This is a genomic window from Sulfitobacter sp. IGS-18 (assembly GCF_059628195.1).
Map to the genome: position 1 here is coordinate 1,835,185 of NZ_CM184556.1, position 21,776 is coordinate 1,856,960.

Consider the following 21,776-nt stretch of genomic DNA (forward strand, 5'->3'; position numbering starts at 1 on the left):
CATGCCTGCCACCATCCCCCGCGCGCAATATGCCGCCATGTATGGCCCCACCACGGGCGACCGTCTGCGTCTGGCCGATACCGACCTGATCATCGAGGTGGAGCGCGACCTGACCACCTATGGCGAAGAGGTGAAATTCGGCGGCGGCAAGGTGATCCGCGACGGCATGGGGCAAAGCCAGGTGACCCGCGCGGGCGGGGCGGTCGATACCGTCATCACCAATGCGCTGATCGTCGACCATGCGGGCATCTACAAGGCCGATGTGGCGCTGAAGGACGGGCTGATCCATGCCATCGGCAAGGCGGGCAACCCCGACACGCAACCGGGCGTGGACATCATCATCGGGCCGGGAACCGAGATCATCGCGGGTGACGGGCGCATCCTGACAGCAGGCGGTGTCGACAGTCACATCCACTTCATCTGCCCGCAGCAGATGGAGGATTCGCTGCATTCCGGCGTCACCACCTGTTTCGGCGGCGGCACCGGGCCTGCCCATGGCACGCTGGCCACCACCTGCACGCCGGGGCCCTGGCACATCGGGCGGATGTTGCAGGCCTTCGACGGCATCGCGATGAACGTCGGCCTGTCGGGCAAGGGCAATGCCAGCCAGCCGGAGGCGCTGGTGGAGATGGTCCGGGGCGGGGCATCGGCGCTGAAACTGCATGAAGACTGGGGCACCACCCCCGCCGCCATCGACTGCTGCCTGAGCGTGGCCGACGACATGGACGTGCAGGTGATGATCCACACCGACACGCTGAACGAATCCGGCTTTGTCGAACATACCGTGGGCGCGATGAAGGGCCGGACCATCCATGCCTTCCACACCGAGGGCGCGGGCGGCGGCCATGCGCCGGATATCATCAAGATCTGCGGCGAAAGCTTCGTGCTGCCGTCCTCCACCAACCCGACGCGGCCTTTCACCGTGAACACGCTGGAAGAGCATCTGGACATGCTCATGGTCTGTCACCACCTGGACAAGTCGATCCCGGAGGACATCGCATTCGCCGAAAGCCGCATCCGGCGCGAGACGATTGCGGCGGAAGATATCCTGCATGACATGGGGGCCTTCAGCATCATCGCCAGTGACAGCCAGGCCATGGGCCGGGTGGGAGAGGTGCTGATCCGCACCTGGCAGACTGCCGACAAGATGAAGAAACAGCGCGGACGACTGGCCGAGGAAACCGGCGAGAACGACAATTTCCGCGTCCGCCGCTATATCGCCAAATACACCATCAATCCCGCCATCGCGCAGGGGGTCTCTCATGTCGTTGGCTCCATCGCGCCGGGCAAGCGGGCGGATCTGGTGCTGTGGAGCCCGGCGTTTTTCGGGGTGAAGCCGGAAATGGTGCTGATGGGCGGCACCATTGTCGTGGCGCAGATGGGCGATCCCAATGCATCCATCCCCACGCCGCAGCCAGTCTATACCCGGCCCATGTTCGGCGCTTACGGTCGGTCGGTGGAACATTCCAGCGTGACCTTTGTGTCGCAGGCGGCGCAGGCCGACGGCATCCGCGCCAGCCTGGGGCTGGCCAAGCAGACCATCGCCGTCGCGGGCACCCGCAACATCGGCAAGAAGGACCTGTTGCTGAACGATGCCACCCCGAAGGTGGAGGTGGATCCGGAGACCTACGAGGTGCGCGCGGATGGCGAATTGCTGACCTGCGCCCCGGCAGAGGTGCTGCCGATGGCACAACGCTATTTCATGTTCTGAGAAAGGAAGTCGAAGATGGCACAGACCGCCGAAAGGACAAGAACACTGCCCGTGGCGCAGACACATTTGAAAAAGGGCCATTGGTCCGGGCCCGCCGAAATCTGCCTGCTGGATTACGAGGCGCGCTTTCTGCGCCGCAAGCGGCTGGAAACGGTGGAGGGGCGGCCGTTTCTGGTGGATCTGCCGCAGACGACCTCGCTGGATCATGGCGATGCGCTGGTGCTGGAGGACGGGACATATATCCTTGTCCGCGCGGCAGAGGAGGCGCTGTTGCGCGTCACCGGGCCGGACCTGGCGCGGCTGGCCTGGCATATCGGCAACCGGCACACGCCTTGCCAGATCGCGGCGGACCATCTGCTGATCCAGAACGATCCGGTGATCGGGCATATGCTGGAACATGTGGGCGCGACCCTGACGGAGGTCACGGCCCCCTTCACGCCGGAGGGCGGTGCCTATGGCCATGGGCGGACCCATAGCCATGAACACGGGAACACGGCGCATGCCCACTGACAGCGATCTGCTGACCCTCGCGCAATGGTTTTCGCCCAGCTATCCGCTGGGCTCCTTTGCCTATTCGCACGGGTTGGAGATGGCCATCGTGACCGGCCGGATTGACAGTGCCGGAAGCCTGCAGGCATGGCTGGAGGACGTACTGGCCCATGGCACCGGGCGCAATGATTGCATCCTGATCCGCGCGGCCCATGCCTGCGCAGACCTGGATGCGGTGGCCGAGGTGGACGGACATGCCCGCGCCTTTGCCAGCAGTGCCGAACGTCTGGCGGAAACCCGGATCCAGGGCGGGGCATTCGCGCGGACCACGGCCGCGATCTGGGGCGCTGCGCTGCCGGAACTGACCCATCCCGTTGCGGTGGGCTATGCCGCCGGGCGGATGTCCCTGCCACTGGAGCTGACGGCACAGATGTATCTGCAGGCCTTTGCAAGCAACCTCGTCTCTGCCGCGGTGCGGCTGGTGCCACTGGGCCAGACCGAGGGGCAGGCCTGTCTGGCCGCCCTCGGCGGGCTGGTGGGGCAGGTCGTTGCAAAAAGCAGGGGCATGGACCTCGACGATCTGGCCGGCAGCGCCTTTTTGTCCGATGTGGCCGCGATGCGGCACGAAACACTTGAACACAGGATATTTCGATCATGACTGGCATGAACGGCCCCTTGCGCATCGGGATCGGCGGCCCCGTGGGCGCGGGCAAGACCACGCTGACCGCCGCCCTGGCGCGCGTCTTTCACCCGGCGCTCTCCATCGGGGTGATCACCAATGACATCTATACGCAGGAGGATGCGGAAGCGCTGATGCGCATGCAGATCCTGCCGCAGGACCGGGTGATCGGGGTGGAAACCGGGGGCTGCCCGCATACGGCGATCCGCGAGGATGCCTCGATCAACCTTGCGGCCATTGCCGAGATGCGTGAACGCCATGCGGACCTCGATCTGGTGCTGATCGAAAGCGGCGGCGACAACCTTTCTGCCACCTTCAGCCCGGAACTGGCGGATGTGACGCTTTACGTCATCGACGTGGCGGCGGGTGAAGAGATTCCGCGCAAGGGCGGGCCTGCCATCACCAAATCGGACCTGCTGGTGATCAACAAGACCGATCTGGCCCCCCATGTGGGCGCATCGCTTGAGGTCATGGCCCGTGATGCGGCGCGGATGCGCGGGGACAGGCCGGTGGCATTCTGTGCCCTGCGCCACGGGACTGGCGTGCAGCAGGTGGTGGACCATGTGCTGTCCATCGGCGGTTTGCAGATGCCACAGGCCGAAATTGCGGATGCCTGACGCAACACGGCCCGCGCCGGGGCGCGGGCCGTATCATCAAATGGGTTTGCGTGAGGGAAAGGCGTTCAGCCTTCCTCTTCCTTGACCTCTTTCGGCGTGACGATCACGCCGCGTTCCACAAAGAAGGCACCGGTGCGGTAGAAGGGCACAAAGGATTCTGTCTGCAGCTCGCCCCGGCCGTTGTCGATGGGGTTCACGATCTCCTGCTTTTCTTCGGTCGCGGCGCGCAATTCATAGCGATAGACGCCATCCTGAACCTCGCCCGGTTGCAGTTCGAACACCGGTGTGCCGGATTTTGCAAAGATTTCGGTGATCTTGCCGTTGGGGGCGGCGACAACCATGCTGGCGTTGCTCAGCCCGATCCAGTTCTCGAACCAGACGGCGTTGGAATTATGCTGCTGGACCGGATCGGCGGCCCAGGCTGTGCCGGCGCTGAATAGGGCAAGCGAAGTGGTCAGGGCAATTGATTTCAAAAGACGGGACATGACATACCTCGTTCCGTTTAAATATACTTCGGGGCACGGGACCCCTATGATACATGAACATGGAATTCCGCCCTCTGGCAAGGGGCGCGGGGGGTCGCGCTGGCGGATGGGCCTTTTGCTGCCGTGTTCTGGCGGTCCGGCGCAACGCCGTGTTATGCCCTGACAGAAGCGGGCAAGTCACGCCCCGGACCGGATCAAGGAAGCGCTATGAACCATTCAGCCCATTCCGAAGTGCATCTGGTGCACCGCATCGGCTGGCTGCGTGCCGCCGTGCTGGGCGCCAACGACGGGCTGGTCTCGACCGCCAGCATCGTGGTGGGGGTGGCCGCGGCAGGCTCCGGGCGGCCCGAAATCCTGATTGCGGGCCTTGCGGGGCTGGTGGCGGGTGCCATGTCGATGGCCGCGGGGGAATATGTTTCCGTCAGTTCGCAGGCGGACACCGAGGCGGCGGACACCCTGCGCGAACGGCAGGAATTGCAGACCGCGCCCGAGGCGGAACTGGATGAGCTGACCCAGATCTATGTCGAACGCGGGCTGGAGCCGGCGCTGGCGCGGCAGGTCGCAGTGCAACTGACGGAGAAAGACGCCCTGGGCGCGCATCTGCGGGACGAACTGGGCATTGTCGACACGGCTGCGGCCCAGCCGGTGCAGGCGGCGCTTGTCTCTGCCGTGACATTTGCGGCAGGTGCGGTGGTGCCGCTGATCGCCGCGGCCCTTGCCGGATATGCGCGGATCGGTCTTGTGGTCGCGCTGACAACGCTGGTGGCCCTTGCCGTGCTGGGCGCGCTTGGGGCTGTGGTGGGCGGTGCCGGGCTGATCAGGGGCGCGGCGCGGGTCATGTTCTGGGGTGCGCTGGCCATGGCGGTGACCGCCGGTGTCGGCATGGTCTTTGGCGTCAGTCTCGGCTGATCTGTAGCGTCTAGACCCCTGAGCCCAAAATACGTTACATTTCCCACTGCCCCCGGATCGCTTGCGATCCGGTTCGCACCCGACCCCGCCCCCCAGGGCGGGTGCGAAACTTCGACCTCGCAAGATGCTGCAAAGTACGGAAAGATGGAGATGCCTCGCCAAATGGTGGGCCGCCCTCGGGGTCGGGTGCGAACCTGCCGTTGAGAGCTGTATTCAATGAACTGAACTTTGAGTCCGGGTGACTATAGCGCTTCGGGATATACCTTTATCACTTGTTCGCTGCCTCTCCCTTCGGCCCTACGCGAAAAGTGATGTTGGATGTTTCAAGTTTATCCCGAAACGCTGTAACAATATGTTGGGTTCCCGGCGGGGAACCCGCCTCTGTCAGATGAGGCTGTGACAACAGGTGCAGGGCGGGAATTGCCGGTTTGGCACGCGTGTGCTTTCCCGTTGTGCTGCCATCCTATGCGCACATCCTGCACAGACCATGTGCATTCAATCGCGCTTTGCAAACCCGCCTCCCGCGCCTACCTTCCAAGCAAGCAAAAGGAGCCCGATATGAGCTGGAACCCCGCACTCGACCCCGATTGTCCCACCGGCGATGCCGTGGATGCCATTGAAACCGTGATTGTCCCCCGTGCCCGCGACCTGGGCGGCTTTGAAGTCCGCCGCGCGCTGCCCGCGCCGAAACGGCAGATGGTCGGCCCCTTCATCTTTTTCGACCAGATGGGGCCGGCCGAGTTTCTGACCGGCAAGGGGATCGACGTGCGCCCGCATCCGCACATCGGCCTCGCGACGGTGACCTATCTCTACAAGGGCAAGATCCACCACCGCGATTCGCTGGGCACCGATCAATGGATCGAACCGGGGGCGGTCAACTGGATGGTGGCTGGCCACGGCATCACCCATTCCGAACGTGCCGATGGCGACATGATCAAGGCGCCGCACAGCCTGTTCGGTCTGCAGACCTGGGTTGCCCTGCCCAGGAAATACGAGGATGAAGCCGCCGATTTCCAACATGCGGCCAAGGGAGAGCTGCCGCTGCTGGAAGGCGAGGGCAAACAGGTGCGCCTGATCCTCGGCGATGCCTATGGCGAGACGGCGCCGGTCCGGGTCTTTTCCGAGACCTTCTATGCCGATGCGCTGCTGGAGGCGGGGGCCTCGATCCCGATGCCGGACAATCACGAGGACCGGGGGCTTTATGTCGTCTCCGGGTCCGTCACGGTCAGCGGACAGGATTTCGACGCGGGCCAGATGCTGGTCTTTCGCCCCGGCGACCGGATCAGCGCGCGTGCAGGCGAACAGGGCGCGCGGGTCATGTTGCTGGGCGGGGCCACCATGGACGGGCCGCGTCACATCTGGTGGAATTTCGTCGCCTCCTCGAAAGACCGGATCGACGCCGCCAAGGAAGCCTGGCGTGCGGGTGACTGGGCGCATGGCCGTTTCAAATTGCCGCCCGGCGACGATGCCGAATTCATCCCGGCACCTGCGCGCTAGGGGCAGGGATGCGGCGCGACGGCGGTTGTTTTGACGCTGGTGAATATTTCTGCATTTTCGTCGGGTTTGCGTCTTGACGCCTCGCGCCCACGCTCATATTACCACCAAACGCTTCGGGGCCTGCTCCGAAGCTGCAGTGGGCGGTTGTAGCTCAGTTGGTTAGAGTACCGGCCTGTCACGCCGGGGGTCGCGGGTTCGAGCCCCGTCAACCGCGCCACCGCTGCATAAAAGGCTCCCTTTCGGGGGCCTTTTTGCTTTTGGATCAAAAGTTTGAAGATGGGTCCGGGGCGGGGCGCCTGACCGCCCGTCACCGGGGCAGTGCCCTGCAGGGTCATAGGCTCTGGACCCATTAATCTTATGTGCTCAGTTTGACAGATTTTTTCGCAGACAAGAAGCATCTGCGCAGGAATAGTGGTTCTATTTCAAGCAGATGTGACGCTGGCTGCGGGAAAATCCGTCAAACCCGAAGGGCGGCGATTTCACTTCATTTCAACGTCTTGGGGCGCTTGCAAATAGAGCCACTATTGGCTGCACGCCCCAAACCATTGAAATTTCGTGAAATCGCCGCTGAGCATTTAAGATTAATGGGTCCAGAGCCTAACATTGCTTAATTCCAGCGTGTAAGAAGGGGCATGAACGTTTCCGCCATTCCCCATGCCCGGCTGGGCATCTTTTGCATGCTGGCGGGGATGTTCCTGATTTCCGTCAACGACATGCTGATCAAATCCCTGTCGGGGGGCTATCCGCTGCACCAGCTTGTGATGTTCCGCGCGCTGGTCGGGCTGGTCTTTACCCTGTTCCTGCTGAGGATGGAGGGGGGCTGGAGCCTGCTGCGCACCGGGCGGCCGCTGTTGCACCTGCTGCGGGCCTTGCTGCTCGTCTTTGCAAACACCATGATCTATGCCGCTATCGTGGCGATGCCGCTGGCCACGGCCAATGCGCTGTATTTCGTGGCACCCCTGTTCGTGACGCTGCTGTCGATCCCGATTCTGGGTGAAAAGGTCGGGCCGCGCCGTTTTGCGGCGATCGGGCTGGGGTTCGGGGGCGTGCTGCTGATGATGACGTCGCAACTGGGCACCGGGGAGGGCGCCCTGGGCTGGGTGGTGATCCTGCCAATACTGGCGGCAGCGGGATATGCCATGATGTCGGTGCTGACCCGCAAGCTGGGGGCCACCAGCCGCGCCTCGGCGCTGGCGCTGCACATGCAGATCGCCTTTATCGCCGTCAGCCTCTGCGTCTTTGTGGTGGCGGGAGACGGGCGTTTTGCCGCAAGTACAGAGAATGAAAGCATCAGGTTCCTGCTGCGGGCCTGGATCTGGCCGCCCATGGCGGATGTCCTGCCGATCACATTGCTCGGGCTGGTGGCCGCCGCCGTGGGCTATCTCATGGCGCAGGCCTACCGGCTGAGCCCGGCCTCGGCGGTGGCGCCTTTCGAATATTCGCTGCTGATCTATGCGCTGTTCTGGGGCTGGACGATCTTTGGCGAATGGCCCGCGCCGATGGTCTTTGCCGGGGCCGCGGTGGTGATCGGGTCGGGCATCTATGTCTTTGTGCGCGAAGGGCAGCGCAAGTCAGTCCGCCGCGTTTGACATCGCGCGCCGTTCGCGGTGGTCGAAACGGGCCACCAGGAAATCCACGAAGGCCCGGATGCTGGGCGACAGGTTGCGTTTCTGCGCATAGCTGACGGCGACATCCGCATGGTTCTGGGTGTATTCCGGGAACAACCGGACCAGTTCGCCCGATGCGATCTTGTCCGCCACCAGATAGGTGGAGAGCCGTGCGATCCCCAGGCCGGACAGCGCCGCGATAAAGACCGCATCGGCGCTGTTGCCCTCGAAATTGCCGTCCGCTTCCACCGAATAGCGGATACCGTCCAGTTCCGCATGCCAGGCGTTGCGTCCGCGCGCGTTGGAGGTGCGCAGGCAATTGTACCGGGTCAGTTCGGCAAAGGTGGCAGGCGCGCCGTGGCGCGCGATGAAACGGGGTGCGGCGCACAGGATGCGTTCGTTGCGCATGATCCGCCGCACGATCACATTGGGGTTGGTCAGCTGCTCGGCAAAGCTGATGGCGGCGTCATAGCTTTCTTCCTCGATGTCGATGGTCCGGTCGGTCAGTTCGAGAGAGAATTTGATGTCCGGGTATTTCTCCAGGAATTCGGGCAGGACATGCATCAGCTGTGCCTTGCCGAAAGCGACGCTTGAGGCCACGCGCAGCAGGCCGGAGGGCGCGGCGCTGAAGCTGTTGATGTAATCTTCGGCCTCGTAGAATTTCTCGGCCACGGCGCGGCATTTCTCGTAATACCGCTTGCCCTCTTCGGTCAGCGACACGCCTGCACGGGTGCGGCGCAACAGGCGGTGGCCCACGTGATCCTCCAGATGGCCGATCTGTTTGCTGACCGCCGAAGGGGTCTGCCCGCTGGCCCGAGAGGCTGCGGAAATGCTGCCCGTCTCGACCACCCGGACAAAGGCCAACATCTGCGATGAAACGTCCATGACGCCTGAACCTTTCCTGCTGGGCATAGCCCCTATGCGCATTTGACGGGTACTAATCCGGCTGGTTGCGAACTATCTCTGCATTGCAGCATAAACATATACTGCATCGCAGCATAATCAAGAAAAGGAGTGGTCTTAATGGCAACTGCAACACATCGCAACCAACCGCTCGTCCAGGGTTTCGGCACCTATCTGAGCGCTCGTTTTCAGCATCTGGGCGCCGCCCTCAAACTGGCCCAGCGGCGCCGCGCCATTTACCGGCGCACCGTCAATGAACTGGTCGGCCTGTCCGACCGCGATCTGGCTGACCTCGGCATCCCGCGCGCGCACATCCGCCGCGTTGCCAAGGAAGCAGCAGGCATGGAGAATTAACATGGCACATCACAGCACAATCAACACCCAGAGCGCATTCCTTGAACGCGCCGTGGAATTCCCGGGCACACTGGCACGCGGATTTGGCAGAGCCGTCCTGCGCGGCGTCAAGATGATGCAATACGGCCGTATGCTTTCGGTCCTGAACGCAAGCAGCGACCGGCAGCTTGAAGCAATGGGAATCACCCGCGCGGACATCCCGCGTCATGCGGCCCATCTGATCGATTACGAATACGACGGCCTTTAAGCAGGTCTGACGGAATTTCGCGCGGCACGCCCGCGCCCAGAGATCAACGGTGCGCCAGATTGCTGCGCGCGCTGTTGCCAGGCAACCGGTCTCGCTCCTCCCAGAGACAACCGGTGCCGACTTTAACGGTGCTTCCTCCCTGAAGCCGTTATACAGACCGGCACGCTCACCTCCTCCCGAGCGTGTCGGTCCCTGTTTTCCCGCAAAACCCCCCGCAATACCCGTTGATATCAGGTCAGCGCATCCAGGATGCGCGCCCAGGACCGGATGCCCTTGTGGAAACTCTCCATGTCGTATTTCTCGTTCGGGGAATGCAGCGCGTCGTCGTCCTTGCCAAAGCCGATCAGCATCGGTTCGGTGCCAAGGATCTGCTGGAAGTGGCCCGCAATCGGGATCGAGCCGCCGCAACCGATATAGGCTGCCGGGATCTGCCATTCATCCGACAGCGCCTGGCGCGCCTTTTCGAACATCGGCCCGGAAATATCGGCGCCGGAGGCGGCGCTGGCGCCATGTCCGTGGAACGTGACCTCGCAATCGGCGGGCAGGGCGTTCTGCACCATTGCGCGGAAGTTTTCCCGGATCGCCAGCGGGTCCTGGGTGCCGACAAGGCGGAATGAAATCTTGGCATGGGCCATGGAGGGCAGGACGGTCTTGAACCCGTCGCCGGTATAGCCGCCCCAGATTCCGTTGACCTCGCAGGTGGGGCGGGACCAGATCATCTCAAGCGGGGTGCGGTCCTGTTCACCGGCCGGGATGCTCAACCCGACATCGCCCAGGAAGCTTTCGTGATCAAAGGCCAGGCCCTGCCATTGCGCTTCCAGCTCGTCGGAAAGCTCGGGCACGCCGTCATAGAAGCCGGGAATCGTGACGCGCCCGGTTTCGTCGTGCAGATTTGCGACAATGCCGCTGAGCACGCGGATCGGGTTCATCGCGATGCCGCCGTACATGCCGGAATGCAGGTCCTTGTTGGCGGCGGTCACGGTCAGTTCCTCGCCCAGCAGACCGCGCAGCATGGTGACGATGGCCGGGGTCCGGGATTCGAACAATCCGGTGTCGCAGATCAATGCGATGTCGGTTTTCAGCTCTTCGGCGTTTTCCTGCATGAAGGGCACCAGCGAAGGGGAGCCGGATTCCTCTTCGCCCTCCAGGAAAAAGGTGATGCGGCAGGGCCAGTCGCCCTCGACCTCTTTCCATGCGCGCAAGGCCTCGACAAAGGTCATCAACTGGCCCTTGTCATCCGAAGACCCGCGCCCGCGGATCACCTTGCCCTTGGCGGTGTCCTGAACTTCGGGATCGAAAGGGTCGCGGTCCCACAGGTTCAGCGGGTCAACGGGCTGCACATCGTAATGGCCATAGAACAGCAGATGCGGGCCGCTGTCGCCGAGGTGGCCCACAACCATCGGATGCCCCGGCGTGGGGCGTTTGCTGGCGTCGATGCCCATGGCGGTCAGATCGGCGACCAGCCAGTCGGCGGCGCGGTCGCAATCGGGTTTGAACGCGGGATCGGTCGAAATGGAAGGGATTCGCAGAAGGTCCAGCAGGCGGTCGGTTGCGGCGGGCAATTCGGCGTCGATACGGGCCAGGACGGCGTCTAGGGACATGGTGTACTCCGGTTGTCAGGCTGATTGGCGCGACCGTATCAGCCAGGCTGGCAGTGTCCAGAGACGGGGCAGGTGCCTAGGTCGTGTTGACATTCATTGTCGCCCACCCGTTTCAGTCCAAAATTGCTCAGTTCCAGGCAAGAGAGCGCAGGAATAGCCAGCTATTTCAAGCTCTCTTAACGCAGAAATGGGCAATTTTGGCGAAACCCCTGCGGGGCGCGGCGGATTTTGCCTCTGCCATCCCGGATGTTCACTTCCAATGATCACATTGCTGCGCTCACATCAGGGCGCCAGCGGCAAAATCCGTCTCGCGCGGGTGGGCGACAATGAATGTCAACACGACCTAGCGGCGGTTGATGGCCCATCCCAGCAGCAGGCACAGGGCGGCCGAGCTTGCAAAGGACAGGGTCAGAAGCGCCGGGCTGCCTGTGTAATTCTCGCTGATCAGGGTGCCGACGGGTATCGAGATGGCGGTGGACAATGCGCCCACCACGGCGGCGCCAAGCCCGGCGATATGTCCCAATGGCTCCATGGCCAGGGCGTTGAGATTGCCGAAAAGCAGCCCCATGCAGAAAAAGTTGAACACCAGCCAGGCGATGAAAAGGCCAAAGGGCGGCAGCCCGCCGGTGGCCAGCGCCAGCAGGCCAAAGGCTCCGCCGCCGAGAATGACCCCGGTCAGCGCGATGTTGGACAGAAACCGCATCCCGAGCCGTTCGACCAGGGCGGAGTTCACGATGGCAGCAACCCCGATGGAGAAGGCGCCGGCTGCAAACCAGAGCGTAAAGGACAGACCGGTGTCATAGGTGGTCTGGAATATCTGCTGCGCCAGGCTGAGATAGGCCATGAAAGGCCCGAATATCATCCCGGCGCAGACTGTATAGCCGATGGCGGCAGGGGTGGTCAGGATCGTCTTCATGTCCGAGGTCAGGTTGCCGACCGACAGCGCGCGACGGGCCTGCACCGGCAGGGTTTCGACCTGGCGCAGGGTGAACCAGATCCAGGTCACGCCCGCCATGATCAGCAAGAGGGTAAAGGTGGCGCGCCAGCCGGAAAAGGAAATCAGGATCTGCCCGATGCTGGGGGCAATGGCGGGCACCAGGATGAAAACCGCCATGACAAAGGACATGATCCGCGCCATCTGACGGCCCGCATAGCCGTCGCGCACGATGGCCACCGCGATGATCCGGGGGCCGGACATGCCGATGCCCTGCAGCAGACGCCCCGCCAGCATGACCTCGAAACTGCGCGACAGCAGGCACATCAGCGTGCCGATGCAGAACACGATATAGCTGATGTGAATCACCGGCTTGCGCCCGTAACTGTCCGACAGCGGCCCGACCAGCAGCTGCCCCACCGCAAATCCGGCAAACAGGACCGAGATGATCAGATGCCCGTCCAGCGGGTCGGAATGGCCCAGATCGCTTGCGATCAGCACCAGCGCGGCCAGCATGATGTCGGTGGTCAGCGCAACCAGCGAGATCATCAGGGCGGTCAAGACAATGAATTCGACGAGGGAAGGGGCTGGTTTCGAAAATTTCATGCCTGTCTTTCGCCCAACCGGCCCGCCTGTGCAATGCTCAACATCTCCGATGCTTCACATCTTCGTGCCGACCGTTGGGGGAACGCCCTGCCGGGCCGGTAGGGCATTCCTGACTGTCGCCCCCCTGCGACACCACGTACACTCTTGAGAAGTTGAATGTTTAAGGGTGTTTCTATATTCGTTCTAAAAAGAACAGGATCTTTGGTGCCTTGCCGGGGGTCGTGACTGCCAGGACTGGAGCGGCGCATGGACTATACAACAAAGCTGGATGAGGCGATTGCGCGTCTGCACGAAGAGGGTCGCTACCGGACGTTCATCGACATCGAGCGGCGCAACGGCCAGTTCCCCCATGCGATCTGGACCCGGCCTGACGGGGCCGAACGGGACATCACCGTCTGGTGCGGCAACGACTATCTTGGCATGGGGCAGAACCCCGTCGTTCTGGAAGCCATGCAAGAGGCCTTGCAGGCCACCGGCGCAGGCTCGGGCGGGACGCGCAATATTTCCGGCACCACGGTCTATCACAAGCGGCTGGAAGCGGAGCTTGCCGATCTGCACGGCAAGGAAGGCGCGTTGCTCTTTACCTCTGCCTATATTGCCAACGACGCCACCCTGTCGACGCTGCCCAAGCTGTTTCCCGGCCTGATCATCTATTCCGACGCGCTGAACCATGCCTCGATGATCGAAGGTGTGCGCCGCAATGGCGGGGCAAAACGGATCTTCCGGCACAATGATGTGGACCATCTGCGCCAGCTTCTGGAGGCTGACGATCCGGCAGCCCCCAAGCTGATCGCCTTTGAATCGATCTATTCGATGGATGGTGATTTCGGCCCGATCGAGGCGATCTGCGACCTGGCGGATGAATTCGGCGCGCTCACATACATCGACGAAGTGCATGCCGTGGGCATGTATGGCCCGCGCGGGGCCGGGGTTGCGGAACGCGACCGGTTGATGCACCGGCTGGACATCATCAACGGCACGCTGGCCAAGGCATTTGGCGTCATGGGCGGTTATATCGCGGCCTCTGCCAAGATGTGCGATGCGATCCGGTCCTATGCGCCCGGCTTTATCTTTACCACCTCACTGCCGCCTGCGATTGCGGCGGGTGCCGCGGCCTCGGTCGCCTATCTCAAACGCGCGACCGATCTGCGCGAAAAGCACCAGCAACAGGCCAAGGTATTGAAACTGCGGCTGAAAGGCCTCGGCCTGCCGATCATCGACCACGGCAGCCATATCGTGCCCGTGATGGTGGGCAACCCGGTCCATACCAAGCTGTTGTCGGACATGCTGCTGGAAGACCACGGCATCTATGTGCAGCCGATCAACTATCCCACAGTGCCGCGCGGCACGGAGCGGCTGCGCTTTACCCCGTCACCAGTTCACGGCCCGCGGGAAATGGATGCACTGGTACATGCGATGGACGGTTTGTGGTCGCATTGTGCGCTGAATCGTGCCGAAGCCGCTGGGTAAGCAGCAAAAACTCGTATTCCCCGTTGCCTTGTGTTAGTTTTGACTTAACAAAAGGTCAGACTCGAATCGGCTGCACGATATCGGGTTAAGGCTGCAGGCATAGAAACTACGGGGCATGGTTTATGATCGGGCGTTGGTCCTCCAAGGTCATAGAAGACGAGATAGTTGAACCCAAAGGGTTTGACGACTTTGACCTTCGCCTGGGAGATGTGATGCGCGGTGAACGCGCCACAATGGGCAAATCCCTGCTGGATGTTCAGCGGGAATTGCGGATCAAGGCCTCCTATATCGCTGCCATCGAGAATGCCGATCCGGATGCCTTTGACACACCCGGTTTCATCGCCGGTTACGTGCGGTCCTATGCACGTTACCTGAACATGGACCCCGACAAGGCCTTTACCTCCTTTTGCGCCGAATCCGGTTTTGCTGTGGCGCATGGCATGTCCGCCGAAGCTTCGGTGATCAAGAAACCCAGCTTTGAAGAACGTCGCAAACGCCCGTCCGAGGCGGATCTTTTCGCACGTCCGAACACGCCTTTCACACCCGTCGCGGACAGTATCCTCAGCCGCATCGAACCCTCTGCCGTCGGGTCGATGCTGGTGCTTGTCGTGCTGATCGGTGCCATCGGCTTTGGCGGGTGGAGCGTTTTGCAGGAAGTGCAGCGCGTGCAGGTCGCGCCGGTGGATCAGACCCCGGTTGTCCTGTCCGATCTTGATCCGCTTGACGGCGCGCTGTCAGCAGCGCCCGAGATCGGCGGTTCCGCAGATGCGCCGGACGCCATCGAGGCCCCCCGCGCCGATGCGCTGGACCGTCTCTATCGCCCGCAGGCGCTGGATGTGCCGGTACTGGTCGCCCGCGATGCCCCGATTTCCACCATTGATCCGCGTTCGGTCGGGAATTTCCCGGACCTGTCCACCATCGGGTCACCTGCCGTGATCCAGACCGCTGAACTGACGCTGGATGCCGAGCCGGGGGCCGCCGGCTCTCCGGGTGGCGCTGTCCCGCAGGTTGTGGAAGGTGCTGCAGGGACCGTGCGCATGGTTGCCGCCTATCCGTCCTGGGTGCGTGTGACCGCTGCGAATGGCTCCGTCATCTTTGAAAAGGTGATGAACAAGGGCGATACCTACGATATTCCCGCCACGGAAGAGCCGCCAACCCTGCGCACGGGCGAATCCGGTGCGCTGTATTTCGCGCTGGCGGATGCCTGTGTCGGTCCGGTGGGCGCACGCGGTGCGATCACATCGAACCTGCCGCTGCATCACGAAGCCCTTGCGGAACTTTACGCGCCGGTTGACCCGACCAAGGAGCAGCCGCTGAGCCGGATGTTCGCCGACCTCGCGGGCAGCGACATCGACCCTGCCGTGCTGGCAGCGATGCCCTGCCAGACCCGGTAGAACAACGGGCTGCCCCCATTGCGAAGGGGCGGCCGAGTGTCTAGGTTCCCCTTGAATTCGCAACCCCCGGGAAGCCGTAATGTCGCTCAACCACATCCGTCCATGGCGCAATATCTACCGTCGTAAAAGCCGTCAGATCATGGTGGGCAATGTGCCCGTCGGGGGTGATGCGCCGATCACCGTCCAGACCATGACCAATACGCTGACCACGGACGTGAAGGCGACGATTGCTCAGGTGCAGGCGGCGGCGGATGCGGGGGCGGATATCGTGCGCATTTCGGTCCCGGATGAGGCATCGTCCAAGGCGTTGCGGCAGATCGTGCCGGAGGTTTCCGTGCCGATCGTGGCCGACATCCATTTCCACTACAAACGCGGGATCGAGGCGGCAGAGGCGGGTGCGGCCTGCCTGCGCATCAACCCCGGCAACATCGGTGACGAAAAGCGCGTGCGCGAGGTCATCAAGGCCGCGCGCGACCACAATTGTTCGATCCGCATCGGGGTGAATGCCGGCTCGCTTGAGCGGCACCTGCTGGAGAAATACGGCGAACCCTGTCCCGATGCGATGGTGGAAAGCGGTCTGGACCACATCAAGATCCTGCAGGACAACGATTTTCACGAATTCAAGATCAGCTGCAAGGCCTCTGACGTCTTCATGGCTGCCGCGGCCTATCAGCAACTGGCAGAGGCCACGGATGCGCCCATTCACCTTGGCATCACGGAGGCGGGGGGCCTGACCTCCGGCACCATCAAATCGGCCATCGGGCTGGGCAACCTTCTGTGGATGGGCATCGGCGACACAATCCGCGTCAGCCTCTCCGCCGACCCGGTGGAAGAGGTCAAGGTCGGCTATGAGATCCTGAAGTCGCTGGGCCTGCGGCACCGGGGTGTGAACATCATTTCCTGCCCCAGCTGCGCGCGCCAGGGTTTTGACGTGATCAAGACCGTCGAGGCGCTGGAAAAGCGGCTGGAACACATCAAGACGCCCATGAGCCTCAGCATCATCGGCTGTGTGGTCAACGGCCCCGGCGAGGCGCTGATGACCGATGTGGGATTTACCGGCGGCGGGGCGGGTTCCGGCATGGTCTATCTTGCCGGCAAGCAGAGCCACAAGCTGGGCAATGACGGCATGATCGAACATATCGTCGAACAGGTGGAAAAACGCGCCGCCGAGATCGAAGCGCAAGAGGTCAGGGCGGCGGAATAAACCTGTAAGAGTTTACCATTCATTTACTATCGACAAGTCAGACTGGCTTTTATAGCAATAGATATGGTGTCAGATTTGGATACAACCCCACGATATGCCGAGTTTTTCTGCGGCGGAGGGATGGTGCGTGCCGCACTTGGCGAAACTTGGCAATGCGTTCTGGCAAACGATATTGATCCGATGAAATGCAGGGTCTACCGGAGCAATTGGGGTGATGTTGGCCTTGTTGAGGGCGATATTGCGGATTTGAATGATCAGTTTCTTCGCCAACCGATTGACTTGTATTGGGCCTCCAGCCCATGTCAGGACTTTTCACTGGCTGGTAAGGGCAAAGGTTTGGTTGGTGAGAGGAGCGGTGTATTCGCTGTTTGGGCAGAAAAGATTTCAGAGAGTGTTTCGAGCGGTTTTGCGCCGAAAATCATCGCATTTGAAAATGTCGTCGGCTTGATCTCCCGCGACAACGGACGGGATTTTTCCGCAGTTGTACTCCGGTTAAGTGAACTGGGCTATTCCGTCGGTGCGCTGGAAATTGATGCAAGCGGTTTTTTACCGCAAAGCCGTCCGAGACTGTTCGTCATCGCCGTTCGCAATGACCTCGATATATCGGGCTTTCGGGAACATGGCGCAAGCGGACCTTATCATTCGGACCGGCTGAAATCCTATGTCTCTTCCGCTTGCAATGAAATTCGCGAAAGATGGGTATGGTGGAAACACACCGAAGGCGGGTCATCACGCAACAGCCTGATCGATTTGGTGGATGATGAACCGGATACGCATTGGCTAACGGATGTGGAAGTCAATTATCTTCTCAGTATGATGTCTGAACCAAATCTGAAACGTGTTGAGGATGCCAAAGAACGGGGGGGGCGCCAGATTGGGATGCTTTACAAACGGGGTCGGCCAGATGGCACTGGCCGGGTGCGGCAACGGGCAGAGATTAGATTTGACGGTCTGGCAGGCTGCCTTCGTACCCCTACTGGAGGTTCTTCGCGCCAGACCATTGTGATTATCGAAGAAGGGACTGTAAAGGCCCGGTTGCTTTCATCTCGTGAAGTGGGGCGGCTTATGGGATTGCCGGATACCTTCCGGATGCCTTCGCGCTACAATCAAGCCTATCAGGTCGCTGGCGATGGCGTAGCCGTCCCTGTTGTGCGCTATCTGGACGAGCAGTTTTTTCGGCCGTTTCTGTTGATTTCCAAGCAACGGAACGCGGCGTGAGTTCTGCTCAGAAGTTTCGGTCGTCCGTTCTGCGTAACCTGACCGACAAGGTCGGCGTTTATGCGCTTTGCGATTTAGATGCCCAACCGATTTACGTTGGCCAGTCCGTCGACGGCATTCGTACCAGGGTACGTCGCCACCTGACATCTGCGCGTTCTGATGTGATTGCGAACAGGCAGATTGATGTTTGGGAAATCGCTTATGTATGGGCGTGGCCACTTGACGATGTGGCCGAAATTTCTAACCTCGAAGCCGCGATTTTTGCTAAATATGATGCGGAAATGCCGTTGATGAACGGAAAAAGTCTGTCGACACCGGATGGATCAGTAGCGAGACCGGCAAAGCAGACAGTCCAGATCATTGATGACGCGACTTTGCGCCAGCGGCTCATGCCTGCCCAGCGACTGCCCCGGCAAATCCAACAATATAATCTTTTGGTTGACTACATTCTCAATGTGAAAGACGCGGCTCATCTCAAACGTTCGCTGAATGCACACTTTGAACGCCTGATCAGATATCATAGCAAGTTTCTTTAGCCCCGTTTGTCGTCCACGATGGCGCGCATCTGGTCATAGGGCAGATAGCCGCGCAGCATTTCGTCATGCACCACAAAGGTCGGCGTGCCGGAAATCTGCAGCGTCTGCGCCAGGGCGCGGGTCTGCGCGATCTCCTGCGTCACCTCTTCGCTGTCCATCCGCGCCTCGATGGCATCCGCATCCAGATCCAGCGTTTCCGCAATCCGGCGCATCGCCGGCACGGTGATGGAGCCGCTATAGGCCATCAGCGCATCGTTCATCGCCTTGTAGGCATCGCCGCCCGCGACCTGTTTGGTGGCGATGGCAAAGCGGGAGGCGAGCACGGAATCCTCACCCAGAATCGGCAGTTCCTTGACGATAATCCGGATATTTCCGTCTGTTTCCAGCAGCTTGGCCACTTCACCATGGGCGCGTTTGCAATAACCGCAGCGGTAATCCAGGAATTCGACCAACGTGATGTCGCCCTCCGGATTGCCGCCAACCCAGGAATAGCCATCGTCAAAGATCGCCGCGGCATTGTCGGAAACCATGTTCACATCGGCCTGGGCCTGGGCTTCGGCCTCGCGGCTTTGCAGCAGTTCCACCGCTTCCATGATCACTTCGGGGTTGTCCATCAGATAGGCGCGCACCTCGGCCCGGAACTGCGCGCGCTCCGCCTCTGTCAGTTCGGTCAGGTCCATGGCGCTGGCAGGCAGGGCCAGGGCGGCGGCAAGGACGACGGCTGAGACAGGGGCGAACAGGCGGGGCATCATGGCAAATCTTTCCTAGGGGCGCGGGTTGACGGCGCACCGATGACAGGGTGAAACGTTGCGCAACATTAGGAGCAAGCCCATGCGAAGTTCAACCCGGTCGGCCGTCGATCCCTTTATTGTGATGGATGTGATGCAGGCCGCCACGGCGGCAGAGGCCGCAGGCCGTCACATCATCCATATGGAAGTCGGCCAGCCCGGCACCGGCGCACCCCGGGGGGCGGTATCGGCACTGGGGCAGGCGATGGATCGGGGCGCGCTTGGCTATACTGTCGCGCTGGGGCTGCCCGCGCTGCGCGCGCGCATCGCGCAGATGTATGGCGAATGGTACAATGTCGATCTCGATCCGGGCCGGGTGGTGATCACGCCGGGCTCTTCGGGGGCCTTTATCCTGGCTTTCACCGCGCTTTTCGATACCGGCGACCGGGTTGGCATCGGCGCGCCGGGCTATCCCAGCTACCGCCAGATCCTCAAGGCGCTGGCATTGGAGCCGGTTGACCTGCCCACATCGCCCGAGAACCGCTATCAGCCTGTTCCGGCTGATTTTTCCGGCATGGACCTGGCGGGGCTGATGGTCGCTTCGCCGGCCAATCCTACCGGCACCATGCTGGACCGCGACGCGATTGCGGCGCTGGTCGGGGCCTGCGATGCGGCGGGCACCTCCTTCATCTCGGACGAGATCTATCACGGCATCGAATATGACAAGAAGGCGGTCACCGCGCTGGAGGTCACCGACGACTGCTATGTGATCAATTCCTTTTCCAAGTATTTTTCCATGACCGGCTGGCGCGTGGGCTGGATGGTGGTGCCCGAGGATCATGTGCGCGTCATCGAACGCATCGCGCAGAACATGTTCATCTGTGCGCCCCATGCCAGCCAGATCGCAGCACTGGCCGCAATGGACTGCGATGCGGAACTGCAGGGCAACATGGATGTCTACCGCGCCAACCGCACCCTGATGCTGGAGGGGCTGACCGAAGCCGGGTTCACCAGGATCGCCCCGCCGGACGGCGCCTTCTATGTCTATGCCGATGTGTCCGACCTGACCGATGACAGCCGCAGCTTTGCCGCCGAGATTCTTGAAAAGGCCGGGGTTGCGGTGACGCCGGGGCTTGATTTCGACCCGGCGCGGGGGGGCTCGACCCTGCGGTTCTCCTATGCCCGCAGTACCGCGGATATTGCCGAGGGACTGGCACGGCTCAAGGCGTTCATGGCCGCGCGCTGAGGCTGGCGGCAGGGTGGCATTGATGCTAGCTTTGCCACAACAACAGCGTCAAGCGGTGGCACATGCGGGCATTATTTTCGACATTTCTGGCTTTGACGATCTGGGCGGGGCCTGCCCTGACGCAGGAGCTGAACGCGCTGGCCCGTGTGGACGGCGCGCGCAGTGAGATCACCGATGGCTGGTTCGGGCGCACCGACCTGCGGCTGGGGCTGAGCCAGGGGGTGCCGTTCCGGGTGTTCCTGCTGGATGATCCCGCGCGCCTGGTTGTCGATTTCCGCGAGGCGGATTGGGCCGGGATCAGCCCGCAGATGCTGCTGGCCGAACCGGGCCGCGTGTCTGCCGTGCGGTTCGGCGCGTTCCAGCCCGGCTGGTCGCGGCTGGTGGCGGATCTGGCGGTGCCGATGATCCCGACCGAGATCGGCATGCCGGTCGATGCGGCAAGCGGGACCGCGACGCTTGAGATCGACCTGAAGGAAGTGGACGCCGAAAGCTATGCCGCCGCCGCCGGCGCGCCGGTGGACCCGGCCTGGACCAGGGCGCTGGTTGCCCCGCCCAAGCCCGAAAACCCTGAAAAGGACCGTTTCGTGGTGGTGCTGGACCCCGGCCACGGCGGCATCGACCCCGGAGCGGAAAGCGACGGGGTTGCCGAAAAAGACCTGATGCTGAGCTTTGCACGGGCGCTGCGCGATGCGCTGGTGCGCGCGGGCATAGAGGTCGTGATGACCCGTGACGAAGACATCTTTGTGGCACTCGAACACCGCGTGGCCATCGCCCATCAGCGCGATGCCGATCTGTTCATCTCGCTGCATGCCGACAGCCTCAGCCAGGGCGGCGCCAAGGGGGCGACGGTCTATACCCTGTCGGACGAGGCCAGCGATGCCGCGACGGAACATCTGGCGGCGCGCCATAACCGGGCCGACATCATCGCGGGTGCCGATCTGACCGGCTCCGATGACCAGGTGGCGGGCATCCTGCTGGACCTCGCGCGGCAGGAGACAGAGCCCCGGTCCGCAGCCCTGGCAAAGGTGCTGGTGCAGGGCATGGCCAAGACCGGTGGCCCGATGAACAGCCGCCCGCTGCGCCGCGCGGGTTTTTCCGTGTTGAAATCGGCCGATATCCCGTCGGTTCTGATCGAAGTGGGATTCCTCAGCAATCCACGCGACCTGAACAACCTGCGCGATCCGGTGTGGCGGTCGGTCATGGTCAATGGTCTGGCGGATGCGATTCTGGCCTGGCGCGACGCGGACGAGGCGCGCGCGCCCTTGGTGCGACAATAACACTCCAGAACCTAACGGCTTTTGGGCGGCAAACGGCCCAATGCAGGGGTTTTGCCGTTTTGAC

Annotated in this window: 21 protein-coding genes and 1 tRNA gene; 17 read left to right on the forward strand and 5 right to left on the reverse strand. The window is 62.0% G+C overall.

Going from position 1 to position 21,776, the window contains the following annotated elements; genetic code table 11:
- Position 1 precedes the first annotated feature (1 nt).
- The 4 genes from ureC to ureG are packed head-to-tail and all read left to right on the forward strand — an operon-like array spanning position 2 to position 3,496.
- Complete coding sequence (ureC, locus tag ACWNZ3_RS08845) at positions 2 to 1,711, forward strand: urease subunit alpha (protein ID WP_496901856.1); 1,710 nt, start codon at positions 2 to 4, stop codon at positions 1,709 to 1,711.
- Between the two features lie 15 nt (positions 1,712 to 1,726).
- Positions 1,727 to 2,221: an urease accessory protein UreE gene (locus ACWNZ3_RS08850; RefSeq protein WP_496901857.1), complete on the forward strand. Its 495-nt coding sequence runs from the start codon at positions 1,727 to 1,729 to the stop codon at positions 2,219 to 2,221.
- Entirely contained in the window at positions 2,211 to 2,858 is a 648-nt protein-coding gene (locus tag ACWNZ3_RS08855) for an urease accessory protein UreF (RefSeq protein WP_496901858.1), read from the forward strand. Before ACWNZ3_RS08850 ends, ACWNZ3_RS08855 begins: the two co-directional genes overlap by 11 nt.
- Positions 2,855 to 3,496 carry an urease accessory protein UreG gene (gene ureG, locus ACWNZ3_RS08860; protein ID WP_274577166.1) on the forward strand — a complete coding sequence of 214 codons (642 nt, stop codon included), beginning with the start codon at positions 2,855 to 2,857 and terminating at the stop codon, positions 3,494 to 3,496. The genes ACWNZ3_RS08855 and ureG overlap by 4 nt, the downstream gene beginning before the upstream one ends.
- Before the next feature lie 65 nt (positions 3,497 to 3,561).
- Here the strand turns inward: ureG and ACWNZ3_RS08865 are convergent, their stop codons facing one another.
- Complete coding sequence (locus ACWNZ3_RS08865; RefSeq protein ID WP_114276547.1) at positions 3,562 to 3,981, reverse strand: hypothetical protein; 420 nt, start codon at positions 3,979 to 3,981, stop codon at positions 3,562 to 3,564.
- 207 nt (positions 3,982 to 4,188) lie between these two features.
- On the opposite strand from ACWNZ3_RS08865, the gene ACWNZ3_RS08870 reads away from it, so the two are divergent.
- The 4 genes from ACWNZ3_RS08870 (at position 4,189) to ACWNZ3_RS08885 (ending at position 7,976) form a co-directional block, all read left to right on the forward strand.
- The gene (locus ACWNZ3_RS08870; RefSeq protein ID WP_496901859.1) at positions 4,189 to 4,890 is read left to right on the forward strand and encodes a VIT1/CCC1 transporter family protein; all 702 of its coding nucleotides are present in this window, start codon (positions 4,189 to 4,191) and stop codon (positions 4,888 to 4,890) included.
- Between the two features lie 558 nt (positions 4,891 to 5,448).
- On the forward strand, positions 5,449 to 6,387 hold the full coding sequence (locus ACWNZ3_RS08875) for a pirin family protein (protein WP_496901860.1): 939 nt from the start codon (positions 5,449 to 5,451) through the stop codon (positions 6,385 to 6,387).
- 140 nt (positions 6,388 to 6,527) lie between these two features.
- Positions 6,528 to 6,604 (forward strand) — tRNA-Asp (locus tag ACWNZ3_RS08880).
- A gap of 415 nt (positions 6,605 to 7,019) precedes the next feature.
- Entirely contained in the window at positions 7,020 to 7,976 is a 957-nt protein-coding gene (locus ACWNZ3_RS08885) for a DMT family transporter (protein WP_496901861.1), read from the forward strand.
- Here ACWNZ3_RS08885 and ACWNZ3_RS08890 read toward each other — a convergent pair.
- Positions 7,959 to 8,879, reverse strand: coding sequence for a LysR family transcriptional regulator (locus tag ACWNZ3_RS08890; RefSeq protein ID WP_269366364.1), 921 nt, complete (start codon positions 8,877 to 8,879; stop codon positions 7,959 to 7,961). The genes ACWNZ3_RS08885 and ACWNZ3_RS08890 overlap by 18 nt on opposite strands.
- Positions 8,880 to 9,017: 138 nt before the next feature.
- On the opposite strand from ACWNZ3_RS08890, the gene ACWNZ3_RS08895 reads away from it, so the two are divergent.
- A complete protein-coding gene (locus tag ACWNZ3_RS08895) occupies positions 9,018 to 9,251 on the forward strand; it encodes a DUF1127 domain-containing protein (RefSeq protein ID WP_269366362.1) in 234 nt (77 codons plus the stop codon).
- A 1-nt stretch (position 9,252) separates the two neighbouring features.
- Positions 9,253 to 9,498, forward strand: coding sequence for a DUF1127 domain-containing protein (locus ACWNZ3_RS08900; protein ID WP_269366360.1), 246 nt, complete (start codon positions 9,253 to 9,255; stop codon positions 9,496 to 9,498).
- 230 nt (positions 9,499 to 9,728) lie between these two features.
- On the opposite strand, the gene ACWNZ3_RS08905 is transcribed toward ACWNZ3_RS08900, so the two are convergent.
- On the reverse strand, positions 9,729 to 11,099 hold the full coding sequence (locus ACWNZ3_RS08905) for a M20/M25/M40 family metallo-hydrolase (RefSeq protein WP_496901862.1): 1,371 nt from the start codon (positions 11,097 to 11,099) through the stop codon (positions 9,729 to 9,731).
- 343 nt (positions 11,100 to 11,442) lie between these two features.
- Positions 11,443 to 12,639 carry a multidrug effflux MFS transporter gene (locus ACWNZ3_RS08910; protein WP_496901863.1) on the reverse strand — a complete coding sequence of 399 codons (1,197 nt, stop codon included), beginning with the start codon at positions 12,637 to 12,639 and terminating at the stop codon, positions 11,443 to 11,445.
- Between the two features lie 246 nt (positions 12,640 to 12,885).
- On the opposite strand from ACWNZ3_RS08910, the gene hemA reads away from it, so the two are divergent.
- From hemA to ACWNZ3_RS08935, 5 genes are all read left to right on the forward strand, one after another.
- Positions 12,886 to 14,109, forward strand: a complete 1,224-nt coding sequence (hemA, locus tag ACWNZ3_RS08915) for a 5-aminolevulinate synthase (RefSeq protein WP_114276472.1) — start codon at positions 12,886 to 12,888, stop codon at positions 14,107 to 14,109.
- 122 nt (positions 14,110 to 14,231) lie between these two features.
- Entirely contained in the window at positions 14,232 to 15,503 is a 1,272-nt protein-coding gene (locus ACWNZ3_RS08920; RefSeq protein WP_274577185.1) for a helix-turn-helix domain-containing protein, read from the forward strand.
- 79 nt (positions 15,504 to 15,582) lie between these two features.
- Positions 15,583 to 16,707 (forward strand): flavodoxin-dependent (E)-4-hydroxy-3-methylbut-2-enyl-diphosphate synthase, encoded by a 1,125-nt coding sequence (gene ispG, locus ACWNZ3_RS08925; protein ID WP_274577188.1) that lies wholly within the window; start codon positions 15,583 to 15,585, stop codon positions 16,705 to 16,707.
- Positions 16,708 to 16,773: 66 nt separating this feature from the next.
- The gene (locus ACWNZ3_RS08930) at positions 16,774 to 17,925 is read left to right on the forward strand and encodes a DNA cytosine methyltransferase (protein WP_496901894.1); all 1,152 of its coding nucleotides are present in this window, start codon (positions 16,774 to 16,776) and stop codon (positions 17,923 to 17,925) included.
- A complete protein-coding gene (locus tag ACWNZ3_RS08935) occupies positions 17,922 to 18,461 on the forward strand; it encodes a GIY-YIG nuclease family protein (RefSeq protein ID WP_496901864.1) in 540 nt (179 codons plus the stop codon). Before ACWNZ3_RS08930 ends, ACWNZ3_RS08935 begins: the two co-directional genes overlap by 4 nt.
- On the opposite strand, the gene ACWNZ3_RS08940 is transcribed toward ACWNZ3_RS08935, so the two are convergent.
- Positions 18,458 to 19,210, reverse strand: a complete 753-nt coding sequence (locus tag ACWNZ3_RS08940) for a DsbA family protein (protein WP_496901865.1) — start codon at positions 19,208 to 19,210, stop codon at positions 18,458 to 18,460. The two genes, ACWNZ3_RS08935 and ACWNZ3_RS08940, sit on opposite strands and share 4 nt — an antisense overlap.
- A gap of 82 nt (positions 19,211 to 19,292) precedes the next feature.
- Between ACWNZ3_RS08940 and ACWNZ3_RS08945 the strand changes: the two genes are divergently transcribed.
- Positions 19,293 to 20,435 (forward strand): pyridoxal phosphate-dependent aminotransferase, encoded by a 1,143-nt coding sequence (locus ACWNZ3_RS08945; protein WP_496901866.1) that lies wholly within the window; start codon positions 19,293 to 19,295, stop codon positions 20,433 to 20,435.
- 62 nt (positions 20,436 to 20,497) lie between these two features.
- Positions 20,498 to 21,712, forward strand: a complete 1,215-nt coding sequence (locus ACWNZ3_RS08950; protein ID WP_496901867.1) for an N-acetylmuramoyl-L-alanine amidase — start codon at positions 20,498 to 20,500, stop codon at positions 21,710 to 21,712.
- Positions 21,713 to 21,776: the final 64 nt, after the last annotated feature.

What these genes read in the sequence shown, in the direction of transcription:
- ACWNZ3_RS08900 (WP_269366360.1), top strand. Translation starts at nt 9,253, where the DNA reads ATGGCACATCACAGCACAATCAACACCCAGAGCGCATTCCTTGAACGC.
- ACWNZ3_RS08865 (WP_114276547.1), bottom strand. Translation starts at nt 3,981, where the DNA reads ATGTCCCGTCTTTTGAAATCAATTGCCCTGACCACTTCGCTTGCCCTA.
- ACWNZ3_RS08910 (WP_496901863.1), bottom strand. Translation starts at nt 12,639, where the DNA reads ATGAAATTTTCGAAACCAGCCCCTTCCCTCGTCGAATTCATTGTCTTG.
- ispG (WP_274577188.1), top strand. Translation starts at nt 15,583, where the DNA reads ATGTCGCTCAACCACATCCGTCCATGGCGCAATATCTACCGTCGTAAA.
- ACWNZ3_RS08850 (WP_496901857.1), top strand. Translation starts at nt 1,727, where the DNA reads ATGGCACAGACCGCCGAAAGGACAAGAACACTGCCCGTGGCGCAGACA.
- hemA (WP_114276472.1), top strand. Translation starts at nt 12,886, where the DNA reads ATGGACTATACAACAAAGCTGGATGAGGCGATTGCGCGTCTGCACGAA.
- ACWNZ3_RS08940 (WP_496901865.1), bottom strand. Translation starts at nt 19,210, where the DNA reads ATGCCCCGCCTGTTCGCCCCTGTCTCAGCCGTCGTCCTTGCCGCCGCC.
- ACWNZ3_RS08895 (WP_269366362.1), top strand. Translation starts at nt 9,018, where the DNA reads ATGGCAACTGCAACACATCGCAACCAACCGCTCGTCCAGGGTTTCGGC.
- ACWNZ3_RS08945 (WP_496901866.1), top strand. Translation starts at nt 19,293, where the DNA reads ATGCGAAGTTCAACCCGGTCGGCCGTCGATCCCTTTATTGTGATGGAT.
- ACWNZ3_RS08905 (WP_496901862.1), bottom strand. Translation starts at nt 11,099, where the DNA reads ATGTCCCTAGACGCCGTCCTGGCCCGTATCGACGCCGAATTGCCCGCC.
- ACWNZ3_RS08875 (WP_496901860.1), top strand. Translation starts at nt 5,449, where the DNA reads ATGAGCTGGAACCCCGCACTCGACCCCGATTGTCCCACCGGCGATGCC.
- ACWNZ3_RS08855 (WP_496901858.1), top strand. Translation starts at nt 2,211, where the DNA reads ATGCCCACTGACAGCGATCTGCTGACCCTCGCGCAATGGTTTTCGCCC.
- ACWNZ3_RS08950 (WP_496901867.1), top strand. Translation starts at nt 20,498, where the DNA reads ATGCGGGCATTATTTTCGACATTTCTGGCTTTGACGATCTGGGCGGGG.
- ACWNZ3_RS08870 (WP_496901859.1), top strand. Translation starts at nt 4,189, where the DNA reads ATGAACCATTCAGCCCATTCCGAAGTGCATCTGGTGCACCGCATCGGC.
- ACWNZ3_RS08885 (WP_496901861.1), top strand. Translation starts at nt 7,020, where the DNA reads ATGAACGTTTCCGCCATTCCCCATGCCCGGCTGGGCATCTTTTGCATG.
- ACWNZ3_RS08890 (WP_269366364.1), bottom strand. Translation starts at nt 8,879, where the DNA reads ATGGACGTTTCATCGCAGATGTTGGCCTTTGTCCGGGTGGTCGAGACG.
- ACWNZ3_RS08920 (WP_274577185.1), top strand. Translation starts at nt 14,232, where the DNA reads ATGATCGGGCGTTGGTCCTCCAAGGTCATAGAAGACGAGATAGTTGAA.
- ureC (WP_496901856.1), top strand. Translation starts at nt 2, where the DNA reads ATGCCTGCCACCATCCCCCGCGCGCAATATGCCGCCATGTATGGCCCC.
- ureG (WP_274577166.1), top strand. Translation starts at nt 2,855, where the DNA reads ATGACTGGCATGAACGGCCCCTTGCGCATCGGGATCGGCGGCCCCGTG.